The 14,493-nt window shown below is 41.2% G+C and carries 12 protein-coding genes; 5 read left to right on the top strand and 7 right to left on the bottom strand.

Annotation, left to right across the window (positions count from 1 at the left end; translation table 11 throughout):
- Window positions 1–6 precede the first annotated feature (6 nt).
- The gene (locus QZ576_RS01725) at window positions 7–735 is read right to left on the bottom strand and encodes an alpha/beta hydrolase (RefSeq protein ID WP_297093665.1); all 729 of its coding nucleotides are present in this window, start codon (window positions 733–735) and stop codon (window positions 7–9) included.
- Window positions 736–749: 14 nt separating this feature from the next.
- A complete protein-coding gene (locus QZ576_RS01720) occupies window positions 750–1,583 on the bottom strand; it encodes a hypothetical protein (protein WP_297093664.1) in 834 nt (277 codons plus the stop codon).
- 141 nt (window positions 1,584–1,724) lie between these two features.
- On the opposite strand from QZ576_RS01720, the gene QZ576_RS01715 reads away from it, so the two are divergent.
- Together QZ576_RS01715 and QZ576_RS01710 are read left to right on the top strand one after the other, a co-directional pair.
- On the top strand, window positions 1,725–2,405 hold the full coding sequence (locus tag QZ576_RS01715; protein WP_297093663.1) for a hypothetical protein: 681 nt from the start codon (window positions 1,725–1,727) through the stop codon (window positions 2,403–2,405).
- A 66-nt stretch (window positions 2,406–2,471) separates the two neighbouring features.
- The gene (locus tag QZ576_RS01710; protein WP_297093662.1) at window positions 2,472–5,093 is read left to right on the top strand and encodes a DUF5916 domain-containing protein; all 2,622 of its coding nucleotides are present in this window, start codon (window positions 2,472–2,474) and stop codon (window positions 5,091–5,093) included.
- Between the two features lie 153 nt (window positions 5,094–5,246).
- On the opposite strand, the gene QZ576_RS01705 is transcribed toward QZ576_RS01710, so the two are convergent.
- Window positions 5,247–6,425 (bottom strand): S8 family serine peptidase, encoded by a 1,179-nt coding sequence (locus QZ576_RS01705; protein WP_297093661.1) that lies wholly within the window; start codon window positions 6,423–6,425, stop codon window positions 5,247–5,249.
- A 254-nt stretch (window positions 6,426–6,679) separates the two neighbouring features.
- On the bottom strand, window positions 6,680–9,292 hold the full coding sequence (locus QZ576_RS01700; protein ID WP_297093660.1) for a glycoside hydrolase family 3 C-terminal domain-containing protein: 2,613 nt from the start codon (window positions 9,290–9,292) through the stop codon (window positions 6,680–6,682).
- A gap of 171 nt (window positions 9,293–9,463) precedes the next feature.
- On the opposite strand from QZ576_RS01700, the gene QZ576_RS01695 reads away from it, so the two are divergent.
- The gene (locus tag QZ576_RS01695; protein WP_297093659.1) at window positions 9,464–9,976 is read left to right on the top strand and encodes a YkgJ family cysteine cluster protein; all 513 of its coding nucleotides are present in this window, start codon (window positions 9,464–9,466) and stop codon (window positions 9,974–9,976) included.
- 11 nt (window positions 9,977–9,987) lie between these two features.
- Window positions 9,988–10,407, top strand: coding sequence for a DsrE family protein (locus QZ576_RS01690; RefSeq protein ID WP_297093658.1), 420 nt, complete (start codon window positions 9,988–9,990; stop codon window positions 10,405–10,407).
- Between the two features lie 59 nt (window positions 10,408–10,466).
- Here QZ576_RS01690 and QZ576_RS01685 read toward each other — a convergent pair whose 3' ends face one another.
- The 3 genes from QZ576_RS01685 to QZ576_RS01675 form a co-directional block, all read right to left on the bottom strand.
- Entirely contained in the window at window positions 10,467–10,688 is a 222-nt protein-coding gene (locus tag QZ576_RS01685; protein ID WP_038562297.1) for a DUF2795 domain-containing protein, read from the bottom strand.
- A gap of 94 nt (window positions 10,689–10,782) precedes the next feature.
- On the bottom strand, window positions 10,783–11,340 hold the full coding sequence (locus tag QZ576_RS01680) for a cob(I)yrinic acid a,c-diamide adenosyltransferase (protein WP_297093657.1): 558 nt from the start codon (window positions 11,338–11,340) through the stop codon (window positions 10,783–10,785).
- A gap of 84 nt (window positions 11,341–11,424) precedes the next feature.
- Window positions 11,425–12,126, bottom strand: coding sequence for an ABC transporter ATP-binding protein (locus QZ576_RS01675; protein ID WP_297093656.1), 702 nt, complete (start codon window positions 12,124–12,126; stop codon window positions 11,425–11,427).
- A gap of 237 nt (window positions 12,127–12,363) precedes the next feature.
- On the opposite strand from QZ576_RS01675, the gene recG reads away from it, so the two are divergent.
- On the top strand, window positions 12,364–14,466 hold the full coding sequence (gene recG, locus QZ576_RS01670) for an ATP-dependent DNA helicase RecG (protein WP_297093655.1): 2,103 nt from the start codon (window positions 12,364–12,366) through the stop codon (window positions 14,464–14,466).
- Window positions 14,467–14,493 lie beyond the last annotated feature (27 nt).

The following is a 14,493-nucleotide window of genomic DNA, read 5'->3' as shown; positions in this document are numbered from 1 at the left end:
GGCAATTTATTCTTTCATAATATTATTTACGATTTCGCTGATGAGTTCGCCACGTGTTAGCACCATCATGTGCGAACCATCTTCAACCAGGTAATCGTATTGAACAAAACGAGGAGGCAATGTCTTGTCCAGGTCACCATGAATATGAACGATTTTATTGTTGTAGCTTTCTCGTTTCCAGGTTAAGATCATCGTTGTTGTTCGTTTCAAAAACTTAGGATCTTTATTGCGCAACATACTTTTAAAAGTTGCTTTGTCTTTGTTTCTGTCGGGTTCTACAATAGGTTGTAAAATTCGTGCTCCTGCTTTTATTGCAAATCCCGGTACTACCCAATAAACAGGCACTACCTTTTGAAAACGATAGCGCCCCGGAAATTCCTTCCTGCTTTTTGCACTCGAAATAACTATAACCTTTTCGGGATGCAGACAATCGGCCATTTCGGTTGCCAGCATCCCGCCTAACGACACGCCGATTATCGAAAAAGTTTCGGTGGTGTCGATCTGTTTCGCCAGTTCGCGGGCAAAAGTTTGCATATCCCACTCTTTATCGGGTGTAAAATAATCGATGTTTTTTACCTGAAACGCCGTGTCGAGCTTTAGGTTTTTATACAAACGAGCGTCGGCTCCCTGCCCCGGAATTAGATAAACCGTGTGTTTTTGTGCCGATACCACTGAAAATGCTAACAGCAAAAAGCATACTACCAAACTCGTTTTTAAGTGCCCGTTAAAACTCATGCGAAATCCGTTTTTTACCGGGCAAAAGTATTGAAAAATTCTTCAGTGTCTTTCATATCCTGCAATCCCAAAATCCAGCAAACTTCTGAAAGATCAGAAAAATCGAGCCCGCCACTGGCAACAGCCTCATTATTGTACCGGCCATCTTTACCGTTGTATTTTAAACCGATTTCAACCGCCAGTTTCCAAAGGCTCAAAAGCTCGGTATCTTTTACTTTCGTTTTCCAATCGTTGTAGCCCGGAGTACGAAAACCCGGAGTACCATTTCCTTCTACGTTTCCATCGGGTATTTTATGGTAATTGCTGTTTGCTTTCACAAATGCCAAACTGCTCGCCGATGTCACTTCTTCATTCCAGTCGCTGTGTTGCACAATATGAATTCGCTCGGCAGTATTTATTTCCGGAGTAGACATTTGAATCGCTTTTATAAACTCCGACGAAAAATCAGATTGTCCGGCTTCTGCAATCCAGACATTTCCTCCTTTTTGCAAACACTCGAGTACTACATTTTTCATCCGCTCAACGGCCTTTGTTTTGTTTGCATCTGCATCGGTCCAGTTATCCTCAAAAGCCTGCTGAAAAAGCTTGTTTGGCGGTACATATAGTCCTTCCTGAATGCCGTAAGTTCCGGCAACTGCAAAGTAATTGATCGCACTAAATTCCGGAGATGAAAGCAAGGTTTTAAAAGCCGCAGCCGAATGAATATCGTCGACATCGGTTTTGCAATCGAACTGCATCACCAGCAAGTCCTTTTCAATATTAAAACGTTTTTCCTGTTCCAGTTTGTTGGTCCATGAAAAACAAGAAGTTGAAAGAATTAGGAAAATAAAAATGTAAGCTCGTATCATAATTTGGATTTCTCGTTGGTTATTTGGATTTTTGATAAAGCTACTCAATATATAAAAATCAATACCGGTTTTGAACAAAAATAATAGCAGTCCATTATTGTTAAAACATAATGTGTTATTTAATTAACCACACCAAAATGAATGGAAGAAATAAACACGATATTCCTTTTCGGAATTAAAATTGACGAGCCTATTGTAACACTCACCGACCTTCTTGTTTCGGTGTTGTGTTTCATTTTTGCCTACAAAATTCACAACAATAACAGATCAGAAAAAGTATTTACCTATTTCAAACTATATTTCCTGATAATGGGAATTGCCACGGCTTTTGGAGGATTGATCGGTCACGCTTTTTTGTATCATTTTAATTTTTACTGGAAATTACCCGGCTGGATAACCAGTATGTTTTCGATAATGTTTGTTGAGCGGGCCGCAATTGAACACACCCGTATTCAACTCTCAAAACAGATCGTTAAGATTCTCAGCATCCTTAATATCATTGAGTTCCTTACCTTTTTAACATTAACCATCGTTACCCTCAATTTCTTCTTTGTTGAATTTCATTCCGGCTACGGTTTAATGTTTGTTGTGCTCTCGCTCGAAGGATTTTTATACGTTAAAACACGTAACAAAGCCAGCAAATTTATTTTGATTGGAGTTGCTTTTGCAGCTGTTGCCGCTTTATTTTTCATGAATAAAATTTCCATACATCAATGGTTTAACCACATTTCTGCAAGCCACGTTTTAATGGCTGTTGCGGCCTGGTTTTTCTATTTGGGAGCAAGTAAAATCAATATGCAAACGAATCATGTGAACAGATAATCGGAAAAAATCAAAATAATCTGTAACACATCTCTGATTTGGCAGTCTTATTGAAAAAACTATTCAATGAAACTTGCGACTGTCCTCTTATTCTTTGTATTTATACAAACCATATCTGCACAGGAAAAACGAACTTATACAGCTACAACCGCCGAAAACCTGAACATCACGGTTAATGGCGTTTTTGATGAACCTGAGTGGCAAAATGCGAATTGGGAGAACAACTTCATTCAGCACGAACCCATCGAAGGCGAAGCTCCAACCAAACAAACAGAATACGCTATTTTATACGATGCCAATAATCTTTACGTGGCAATACGATCGTTGGATGATCCTGACAGCATCTCGATGCGAATGACACGTCGCGATGAAACGGAAGGTGATCTTGCCGGTTTGTATATCGACTCGTATAATGACAAACGAACCTCGTTTGCCTTTGTGGTTTCGGCGGCCGGAGTACGGTCGGATATGGTAAGTACCAACGATGGCGACAACGAAGACAACACCTGGGATCCCATTTGGTATGCAAAAACATCGCTTACTAAAAACGGGTGGAATGCCGAAATGCGAATTCCCCTCACCCAGCTTCGGTTCGATGAAAACGACGAACAGATTTGGGGACTGAATGTTTTCCGCTATATTTTCAGGGAAGATGAACTTTCATCGTGGCAGCCAATGAAGCGCGAAACAGCCGGTTTTACTTCGCAGTTTGGCATTTTGCGGGGAATTGAAAATATTAAACCACAAAACTCGCTGAATGTAACTCCATACATGGTTGCCCGCACCGAACGTTTTGAAAAGGTACCTGAAAATCCTTTTTTGGAATCGGGAAAATCAAATGGTTTTGATGCGGGTTTAGATGCCAAAATCGGCCTGACCAACTACCTGACAATGGACCTCACCATCAATCCGGATTTTGGGCAGGTTGAAGCCGACCCTTCGCAGGTAAACCTGAGTACTTACGAAACTTTTTTCAGGGAAAAACGCCCGTTCTTTATCGAGGGAAATAATATTCTTTCGTACAAACTGGCATTTGGCGATGGCGATCAATCAGCCAATAACTTATTCTACTCGCGCAGAATCGGACGTCGCCCTCATTACTCGCCGGAATTAAATGATAATGAATATGCCGACAACCCTGATTTTACGCGAATTTTGGGTGCTGCAAAAATCACCGGAAAAACAAAAAATGGCTGGTCTGTTGGAGTAATCGAGAGTGTTACTGCCAAAGAAAAAGCTGAAATTAAAGGATTATCGGACAACAAAAAGCAGGTGGTTGAACCTTTAACCAACTATTTTGTGGGAAGAGTTCAAAAGGATTTTAACGAGGGAAATACCTACCTCGGAGGAATGCTTACCGCCGTAAACAGAAATATTAATGATGAGCATCTGAAATTCCTGCATAAAAGCGCCTACACCGGTGGAGTTGACTTTGTGCATAAGTGGCACAACAAAGACTGGTTTGTTGACGCCGGAGTTTATTTTAGCCGCGTTGAAGGCAGCGAAGAAGCGATTCTCAATACGCAAACATCTTATTCGCGCACTTATCAAAGGCCCGATGCCGATTATGTAACGCTCGATTCAACGCGAACTTCACTTTCGGGTACCGGAGGAAAATTCACCTTAGGTAAAACAGGAGGAAGGCTGAAATTTGCCGGAATATTTAGTTGGAAATCGCCGGGTCTGGAAATTAACGATATTGGCTACACTCCCGAAGTTGACGACATTATGCAAGCCTTTTGGGTGGGATACCGCTGGTACGAGCCCTTCTCCATTTTCAGAAATATGAATCTAAATTTTAACCAGTGGACCAATTATGATTTTGGTGGCAATTTGTTAGGTGCCGGAGGCAACATAAATGGCCATGTACAATTCAATAACTTCTGGAATGCCTTTTCAAGTATAAACATTAATGGCGAGCAACTTTCACACTCAGCACTTCGCGGTGGTCCTTCAATGAAACTTTCCGGTAACCATAGTTTTTATGCGGGAATGTTCTCCAATCCTCAGAAGAAATTCACATACGGAGCCGATGGAGGAATGAACTGGAGTAACGAAAATGGATTCTACTCAAGTAAAAGTTTTGAGGTAGAATTTGGTTATCGCCCTGTAAAAGCCATGCAAATTGAAATTAGTCCGGAATACGGCGTAAGCGACAATCAGCTTCAATATATTACGCAGCAAGATCACCAAAACGACAAACGTTACATCATGGGATCGATACAACGCAAAACATTCAGTACCTCAATTCGCATAAATTATAATGTTACGCCGGATCTGACGGTACAGTTTTGGGGACAGCCGTTTATAGCAACGGGCGATTACGATGCCTTTAAATATGTAACAGATAGTAAGGCAGCGGATATAAACGACCGGTTTGCACTGTATTCGGGTGAACAGATTACTTACGATGCCAAAAACAGTGTTTATAACATTGATGAGACAGTAAATGGCCAAACCGACTATAGTTTTAACAACCCCGATTTTAATGTAAAAGAGTTTTTGTCAAACCTGGTAGTTCGCTGGGAATATCGTCCCGGATCGATGCTCTACCTGGTGTGGTCGCAAAACCGTGGATGTTACGATAATATGGGCAAATTCGATTTTGCCAACGACATAACTGATCTCTTTGACGAGAAACCACATAATGTCTTCCTGGTTAAATTTTCGTACCGTATTGGAAGATAATTTACTATGCGAAGGGTAATATAACCTGAGTTCGGTTCTAATAAAAATAGCTAAAACTGTGAGTTATTTTGGAAGTGAATTCAGCTAAAAAAAAGGCGCAGCTAATTGCTGCACCTTAATGTACCAATCGGGGTTTTCATTTAATTATTTTATTTACATATGCGCAATTGGATCATCAGTTCCATCAGGATCGTCAATTACATATCCATCTGTTGACAAATGTCCGCCGGTTGCAAGTAACAATCCGCAAACGTGAGGTGCAGCCATTGAAGTGCCGCTCATAGTTGCATAACCGCCACCTTTATAACAAGACAAGATGTTTACTCCGGGAGCACAATAATCAACATGGTCTCCATAATTTGAGAAATAAGCCCAAACATCATTGCTGTCCATTGCAGAAACAGTATAAAGATTAGCTCCCTCTGCTCTTGCAGGCGAATGATTATCAGCATCATCCGATTCATTTCCTGCAGCAAGTGCCACGTATATGCCTTGAGCTCCAAGATTTTCTACTACAAGGTCAATAGGATCATAAACACCACCACCTAAACTCATATTCGCAGCATCACCGGCTACTGCATTCGCAGCAACAAAATCAACACCGGCAATAATTACCGAATAAGCTCCGGAACCTTTTCTATCCAAAACTTTAACAGGAACAACGGTAGCGCCTGCTGCGACTCCTACAACACCATAATCGTTGTCAATTGCTGCAACAATACCAGCACAGTGTGATCCGTGTCCATTATCATCATCCGGAGTTGTAGTTCTGGTTATAAAAGTAGCGCCGCTTGCTGCATCCACGTTTAAGTCTGGGTGATCCAAATCAATACCTGTATCGATTATCCATGCTTTATTCGGTCCGGAGTAGGTAGTAGTACCAACTCTTGTAATTCCGTAAGGGATCGTTTCAGCCGGTGGATCAGCAGGATCGGTACCCGGTTTTTTCAATGTCACCATTTTGTCGGCGTAAACACCGGCAACACCTTCAGCAGATTTCAGGGCGTTGGCTTCTTTTTCAGTGATATTTACAACAACACCTTCAATTGCCTGGCTGTAAACCATTTTAGGTTCTCCCAAGTTTATTTGGGCTGCGTTGCTGATTTTTAGTGCTTTTGTTGCCACTGCAAGATCTGCCTCGGCTTTCGTTTTATAAGCAGATTTTAAGTTAGAGGATTCGAGCAATACGATATATTGCCCGGGGATTACAACTTCAGAATGAGTTATAAACTCCACCTGATCGGGGTTTGTTACAGAAATCTCATCCGTTTTTTCACAAGAAACAATTACAATGGCCAGCGCCATTACAATTAATACTAAATACTTTTTCATGATTAATAAAGGTTTTAACAATTAAACAGCGATTGGTTTTACATAAATTTATGACATAATTTCATTATTTCCTAGACATGCCCTAATCCTAAAGCAATTATATGTTCATTATTTTGACAAATTGCCAGTAAAACCAATACTTTTAATACAGATAATTTTTCTCTATTAAAAACTCCTTCCTGATAGAAGAGCATACAAAAAGGCCTGCTAGTCAATTATTAGCAGGCCCTTTTAACTAAAAATATATTTTTATGCTAATCTATTAAAGTATTCTTTCCTTTTAGTTCTATTGTTTTTGAAATTACATTAATTCCCTTTCCTTCAGGCTGACTACCTCCAATAAAAAGTGTAAAATCACCCGGTTCGATAACCCGTTTATCATCGGCGCCAATAATGGAAAACTGACGAGGTTCCAAAACAAATTTCACGTTTTTTGTTTCGCCCGGTTTTAAAGCAATCCGCTCAAAACCTTCCAGCTGGTATTTCGGACGCAGTGTTGAAGCGACCAGGTCTTTTAAATACAACTGCACAACCTCTTCGCCTGCTACATTCCCGCTATTCGTAACTTTTGCACTAATTTCTACAGCATCGCCAATTTTTGCCTTTTTAGCCAGTTTTACATCCGAATACGAAAATGAAGTATAACTCAAACCAAAGCCAAACGGATAAAGTGGCTCGTCGTTGAAGTACTTGTAAGTGCGGTTTACCATATCGTAATCTTCGAATGGCGGCAACTGATCAACCGACTTATAATAGGTAACCGGCAGACGTCCCGCAGGGTTATAATCGCCCATCAACACATCGGCCACAGCGTTTCCGCCCTCCTGCCCCGGATATCCGGCCGTAAGAATTGTCTCCAGATTTTCGTCGGCCCAGTTAACTGCCAGCGCACTTCCGTTAAGCAAAACAAGAATTACAGGTTTGCCAGTAGCTTTAACAGCTTTCATCAACTCACGTTGCGTTTCCGGAAGTTTTAAATGCGTGCGGTCGCCTCCTTCAAAACCATCAACTTCCAATTGCATTTCTTCTCCTTCCAAACGTTGAGAAAGGCCAAGTACCAATACAACAGCATCGGCTTTTTGAGCTGCCTCAACAGCTTCCTGCTGCAGATTTTGGTTTGGAATGGCCCACAACAATTTTGCGTCGCCATCGCCATGATCATTAGCATACTCGTACACAAATTTGTATTTTTTACCGGCCTCCATTTTCACTGCTTTCTCGTGATGAAAAGCATGATGTTCGGAGTTGTGACCAAGTATCTTTTCTCCTTCCAACCAGATATCTAGTTTTGGCATTCCCCAACAGCCAATTCTGTACTCACCTGAAACTTGCGGAACAATGTAGCCTGTCCAACGCACACTAAAATCATCGTCGTTCATATCAGGAGTTGGCGCATCAGCTTCCCAGTAAAAATTTACGTTTTCATCGATTCTGGTAAACACCGGTTCGCCTTCCAGTTTGGCATTGTTGAAATATTCACCTTTTACACCTTGTGTACCATTTTCAGTTTGCAAAAACACTGATGGAATTGCGTGCAGATTACTAACTCCTTTTGCCAGGTGACTTCCTTCGGCATATAAAATTTTGGTGTTCGGTAACTTATTTTGTAATCCTTTTAAAACTGTCACCGGATTTTTGGCAATTCCATTGTAGTTTCCAACCAACGACTCCCAGTTATCGGCATTTGGGCCAATAACAGCGAGCGTTTTAATGTCTTTTGAAAGTGGTAATGTTTCGTCCTGATTTTTCAATAAAACAATACTTTTGCGGGCCGCTTCCAATGCCAGCTCATCATTTTCTTTTGATGCATTTACCGAAAATGGAATTTGTGCATAAGGCACGTCTTCATCCGGATCGAACATACCCAACTTAAAACGTGCTTTAAATATGCGTTTTACAGCAACATCAATCTCGTCTTCAGTAATCAAGCCACGTTCAACAGCTTCGGTTAGATGACGGTATGAATTTCCACAGTTTAAATCGGTACCAGCTTTAACAGCCACTGCGGCTGCTTCGGCAGCATCTTTTGAAAATCCCTGGTAAGTGTAAAAATCAGAGATTGCCCAACAGTCGGAAACGATGTAACCATCAAATCCCCAGTCGTTGCGCAAAATGCCATATAACTCGTCGCTGGCACAACACGGAAAACCGCGAAACTGGTTGTACGCTCCCATTACCGAGTATGCACCGCCGTCTTTCACCAACATGCGAAATGCCGGTAAATAGGTTTCGTGCAAATCGCGTTCGCTTACCAGCGCATTAAACTCGTGACGCAATGGCTCGGGACCTGAATGAACCGCATAGTGTTTTGCAGTAGCCACAACTTTCAGGTATTTTGGATCATCACCCTGAAGCCCTTTAACAAACTGAGTTCCTAAAATTCCGGTGAGGTGCGGATCTTCTCCATAAGTTTCGTGCCCACGTCCCCAGCGTGGATCGCGGAAAATATTAATGTTTGGCGACCAAAACGTAAGTCCCTGGTAAATGCCTCGTTTATCTCGACGAACAAACTCATGGTGTTTTGCACGTGCTTCATCAGAAATGGCAACTGCCACCCGGTTTACCAAGTCGGCATCCCACGATGCAGCAATACTTATCGATTGCGGAAAAACCGTTGCGTAACCAGCCCTGGCCACTCCGTGTAAACATTCGTTCCACCAGTTGTATTCCGGCACTTGTAAACGATCAACCGCTTTTGAAGTATACTCCAATTGATCAACTTTTTCCTGCAGGGTCATTTGCGACACCAGCAAGTCAACACGCTCGTCCATCGGAAGCGATGGGTCTAAAAAATCGAGATTTTCATTTTGTGCAAATACAGAAAAAGCACAAAAAATTAGGATTAGGTTTAGAATTGATTTTTTCATGTTATAAATTGCTATTCTGTTCTATTCTGTAGCTAAACGCAAATATACGACTAATTGATCGATTTACTTTCTAAAAAAAGACACTTCTCTTTCAAAGCCAGATAAATTTCGCAATTCCAGCCATTTGTTTTGATTGTTTACCTTTGCAATTACACAAACAATTGAAAACAGATGGATTATACAGCATACAAGACATTACGAAACAACATTGACCAATTATCGGAAAAACTGGAAAAACAACACCAAAAGCATATGAAATGCAAAGCAGGCTGCGACCTGTGTTGTATGGATTACAGCATTTTCCCAATTGAATTTCACAACATTGTTGAGGCGCTAAAAGAACGTAAGGATAAACCGACCTTCAATACCGACAAGGATGAAGCAAGTTGCATTTTTCTGAATAACCACAAGTGCGAAATTTACGCTGATCGTCCAATAATCTGCCGGACGCACGGTCTGCCATTGTTATATATGAATGAAGACAATGGCTGGGAATTATCAGCGTGCGAATTGAATTTCACCGAATTTGATATGGAAGAATTCACGGAAGAAAACACTTTCCCGCAAGATAAATTCAACAGCAAATTGTATTTGTTGAATAAAGAATTCATCGCAAAAAACAAGCTAACAGATTATGGAGAGTTTGATTTGATTCCAATAAAAGAATTGGCAAAACATATTTAAAACCTTGGATTATGAAACGAAATTTAGTACTTGTATTTTTAACCCTGCTTTGCAGCGTGGCAATAGCAACCGATAACAAAACGATGGAAGAAAATAAAAATAAATTAGCGGTGCTGTGGACCAGCGGCGATCCGGAAGTAGCAGAAAAAATGGCGTTTATGTATACCTACAATGCCAAAACGCAAGGTTGGTTCGACGAGGTTGTTCTGATTATTTGGGGTCCATCGGCAAAATTAACGGCCGAAAACGAAATGATTCAGGACTACATTAAAAAGATGCAGGAAGCCGGCATAAAAACCGAAGCCTGTTTATACTGCGCAAAAATGTACGAGGTCGACGAAAAGCTGGCCGAACTGGGTGTTGATGTTAAAGGTATGGGTGTTCCGTTATCCGACTATTTAAAAGACGGTTGGAAAACTTTAAGCCTGTAAAAAAGGATAAAAAAAACATCCGCCTTCAGACGGATGCTTTATATACTATCATTTGATTGTTAGTATTCATCTTCGTTAAAAAAGAAATCATCCTTACTCGGATAATCCGGCCAAATATCCTCAATACTTTCGTACATCTCACCTTCGTCCTCAATCTCTTGCAAGTTTTCAATAACTTCAAGTGGAGCGCCCGAACGTATCGCGTAATCAATTAATTCGTCTTTTGTTGCCGGCCAAGGTGCATCTTCTAACTTCGATGCTAATTCCAGAGTCCAATACATGTGTCTACAGTTTTATGTGGTTAAACTCGATTTTTTACTTTGGCGCGAATATAGCAAAAAATAGATACGAAAAAACTTTCCTGAAAAAAAAATATCAATACTGCCAGGTTGTTTCGTCAATCCCTTTATCATGAGCGAGTTTTCGGGCCAAAGCAAACAGATAATCCGAAAGCCGGTTAATATACTTTATCAATTCGGGTTGAACAGGTGTTTGTTCTGAAAATTCAACGATTCGGCGCTCCGCTCTACGGCATATCGTTCGTGCCATATGACACTGAGCTGCTGACAGTTCTCCTCCCGGAAGAATAAAATTGCGCAGTTCGGGCAAGGTTTCATGATATTCGTCAATTGCTTTTTCAAGCACTTCAATATCTTCATTTTTAACAATAAGTTGCGCGGTAAACTCCTCTCCTTTTTCATCCGAAGCCAGTCGCGAACCGATGTTGAAAAGTTTATTCTGAATTTTTAGCAGTAAATCTTTCACCGCCGGATCAATTTCGAACGATCGGATAACGCCAATACAGGCATTTAATTCATCAACTGTTCCATAACTCTCCAAACGCAAATCGTATTTTTTCACACGGCTGCCACCAACCAATCCGGTAGTTCCGTCGTCGCCGGTTTTTGTATATATTTTAAAATCTCCTGACATGTTACTTCTTTTGTAAAGTGAAAACATAAAAAATCCCGAGATGTTTACCATTCGGGATGTAATATCGTAAATGACCTTACAAAGTTAATAAATCGGATTCTCATTAATTACATCCGACTCAACTTCTCCGTCTTTTAATCGAATAATACGATGTGCGTGCTCGGCAATATCTTCTTCGTGTGTTACCATAACCAGCGTGTTCCCTTTTCGGTGAATTTCAGCAAAAAGTTTCATAATTTCTTCCGATATTTTTGAATCGAGGTTACCGGTTGGCTCATCGGCCAACAACAAAGCCGGCTTATTTACCAGCGCACGGGCAATTGCCACACGTTGGCGCTGACCACCCGAAAGTTCATTGGGTTTGTGTTCCATACGATCTTGCAAACCTACATCAACCAAAGTTTCTTCCGCCATTTTCTTACGCTCTGCTTTGCGCTTTCCGGCGTAAACTAGTGGAAGCATCACATTTTCGAGAGCAGAGTTACGTGGCAACAGGTTAAATACCTGGAAAACAAAACCGATTTCCGAGTTTCTGATTTCTGCTAAATGATCGTCCGACAAGCTGCTCACATCTTTTCCGTTCAACACGTAAGTGCCGCTGGTAGGCGTATCTAAACAGCCAATAATGTTCATTAAGGTTGATTTCCCCGAACCCGAGGCGCCCATAATAGCCACATATTCGCCTTTGTGAATATCAATAGAAACCGAACGGAGGGCGCGAACTTCCTGCGTTCCAACTTTATACGTTTTTACAATGTTCTCTAAATGAATAATTTTTTCCGGCATAGCTTTGTTTTATGTATTTGTAGTATTTTTTCTGTCACATTACACGTAATAAACGAATCGATGATAAAAATATGATTTTCCGAGCGGTTAACGGCCGGAAATAGCATTTTTTAAGAATTATTATCATAAGTATCTTTTCGCTTGGTAACAAAAACTGTACCCAACAGTTAATTATTTTTGAATATTTCGTCACAAATCACTGTTGCTGCACTTTGTGTGAATATGTATATTTGCTGCATGCCAGAATTTCTCGATCAGGAAATAAAATTTTTACCCGGCGTGGGGCCAAAACGTGCGGAAATTTTATTCAAAGAACTGAAAATAAAAACCTTCAGAGATTTGATTTATTATTACCCGTACAAATACATCGACCGCACCAAATTTTATAACATTTCCGACATCAGTACCGAGATGGCATACATTCAGGTGAAAGGCGTTCTTCGCTCGATGGAAACCGTTGGCACCGGAAGCAAACAGCGACTTGTGGCCCGTTTTTCGGATAGTACCGGCACCATGGAATTGGTTTGGTTCAGGGGAATAAAATGGCAAAAGGAGCAACTTCGCATTAACAAAACTTACATTGTTTTTGGCAAACCGGCCTTGTTTAGCGGCCGCATTAGTGTGGTGCACCCTGAAATGGAAACCGAGCAGGAAATGCAATTGAAGCCGATCGGGCTTTTTCAGGGGCATTACAACACCACCGAGAAAATGAAAAAACAGTTTCTCACCTCGAAAACCATTAACAAATTTCAACTCACGTTGCTGGGATTAGCAAAAGGAAAAATCAGAGAAACGCTGCCCGAGTACCTCACAAGCGAGCTAAAGTTAATGCCACTTGAGCAGGCACTATCGGCCATTCATAAACCGGAAAAACCAATTGAGCTTAAAAACGCCACCTTCCGCTTAAAGTTTGAAGAGCTGTTTTTTATTCAGTTGAAAATACTGGCGCTAAAGCATAATCGTAATCAAAAATTTAAGGGATTTCACTTTGAAAAGGTTGGCTTTAATTTCAATACGTTTTACGAAAAATACCTACCGTTTGACCTGACCAACGCACAAAAAAAAGTGATTAAAGAAATCAGGCGCGATGTTAACGGCACATCGCAAATGAACCGTTTGCTGCAGGGCGACGTGGGAAGTGGGAAAACGCTGGTGGCATTAATGACAATGCTTTTGGCTATGGACAACGAATTCCAGAGTTGTTTAATGGCACCTACCGAAATTCTGGCTCAGCAACACTATCAGTCCATTTCACGAATGCTGGATGGGATGGGCGTGAATGTTGGGCTTCTTACCGGATCGACAAAAGCCAAACAACGCCGCGAATTGCATGCCGCACTGCAATCGGGCGAAATGCAGATTGTAATTGGTACACACGCTTTAATTGAAGATACAGTTAGTTTTAAGCGACTGGGACTTGTAATCGTCGACGAGCAACATCGTTTTGGGGTAGCCCAACGGGCAAAACTCTGGAAAAAGAACGATCTGATCCCGCCACACATTTTGGTTATGACGGCCACTCCTATTCCGCGAACACTGGCTATGACTGTTTATGGTGATCTTGAAGTATCAATAATTGATGAATTGCCACCGGGACGAAAACCGATACAAACCATGCACTTTTTCGAGAACAGAAGAGCGCAGTTAAACCGTTTCTTAAAACAACAAATAGATAAAGGCACACAGGTTTATATTGTTTACCCGTTGATTTCGGAGTCGGAAAAAATGGACCTGAAAAATTTGGAAGAAGGTTATCGTCATATTTCGGAAACTTTCCCCGATTACAAGATCAGCATGGTGCACGGGAAAATGAAACCCAACATTAAAGAAAATGCCATGCAGGCTTTTAAACGTGGCGAAACGCAGATTATGGTTGCCACAACTGTAATTGAGGTGGGTGTTGATGTTCCAAATGCAGCAGTTATGGTAATTGAAAGTGCCGAACGTTTTGGTCTCTCGCAGCTGCACCAGTTACGTGGCCGCGTAGGAAGAGGCGCCGAACAATCATATTGTATTCTGATGTCGTCGTATAAAATCAGCACCGAAAGCCGCAAGCGACTGGAAACAATGGTGCGCACCAACGACGGTTTTGAAATTGCAGAAGTTGATATGAAACTACGTGGTCCGGGCGATTTGGAAGGTACACAGCAAAGCGGTATGGGCTTCGACCTGAAAATTGCCAACCTCGGAAAAGATGGTGAGATTCTTCAAAAGGCCAGAAACATTGCCAACGATATTCTCGACGACGATCCGTTTTTGCAAAAAGAGCAAAATCAACTACTTCTTAAAAATCTGTTATCATCAAAGGATACAAGCTTCGACTGGAGCTCGATAAGTTAAATTTTATCCCTAACTTCCCGGGACATT

The sequence above is a fragment of the uncultured Draconibacterium sp. genome (genome assembly GCF_913060805.1).
GTDB lineage: Bacteria > Bacteroidota > Bacteroidia > Bacteroidales > Prolixibacteraceae > Draconibacterium.
This window is presented reverse-complemented; position numbering and strand designations above follow the sequence as displayed.

Excerpts from the sequence above, each read along its gene's own strand:
- QZ576_RS01715 (WP_297093663.1), top strand. The coding sequence starts at position 1,725 with ATGGAAGAAATAAACACGATATTCCTTTTCGGAATTAAAATTGACGAG.
- QZ576_RS01710 (WP_297093662.1), top strand. The coding sequence starts at position 2,472 with ATGAAACTTGCGACTGTCCTCTTATTCTTTGTATTTATACAAACCATA.
- QZ576_RS01725 (WP_297093665.1), bottom strand. The coding sequence starts at position 735 with ATGAGTTTTAACGGGCACTTAAAAACGAGTTTGGTAGTATGCTTTTTG.
- QZ576_RS01675 (WP_297093656.1), bottom strand. The coding sequence starts at position 12,126 with ATGCCGGAAAAAATTATTCATTTAGAGAACATTGTAAAAACGTATAAA.
- QZ576_RS01705 (WP_297093661.1), bottom strand. The coding sequence starts at position 6,425 with ATGAAAAAGTATTTAGTATTAATTGTAATGGCGCTGGCCATTGTAATT.
- QZ576_RS01690 (WP_297093658.1), top strand. The coding sequence starts at position 9,988 with ATGAAACGAAATTTAGTACTTGTATTTTTAACCCTGCTTTGCAGCGTG.
- QZ576_RS01720 (WP_297093664.1), bottom strand. The coding sequence starts at position 1,583 with ATGATACGAGCTTACATTTTTATTTTCCTAATTCTTTCAACTTCTTGT.
- QZ576_RS01700 (WP_297093660.1), bottom strand. The coding sequence starts at position 9,292 with ATGAAAAAATCAATTCTAAACCTAATCCTAATTTTTTGTGCTTTTTCT.
- recG (WP_297093655.1), top strand. The coding sequence starts at position 12,364 with ATGCCAGAATTTCTCGATCAGGAAATAAAATTTTTACCCGGCGTGGGG.
- QZ576_RS01680 (WP_297093657.1), bottom strand. The coding sequence starts at position 11,340 with ATGTCAGGAGATTTTAAAATATATACAAAAACCGGCGACGACGGAACT.
- QZ576_RS01695 (WP_297093659.1), top strand. The coding sequence starts at position 9,464 with ATGGATTATACAGCATACAAGACATTACGAAACAACATTGACCAATTA.
- QZ576_RS01685 (WP_038562297.1), bottom strand. The coding sequence starts at position 10,688 with ATGTATTGGACTCTGGAATTAGCATCGAAGTTAGAAGATGCACCTTGG.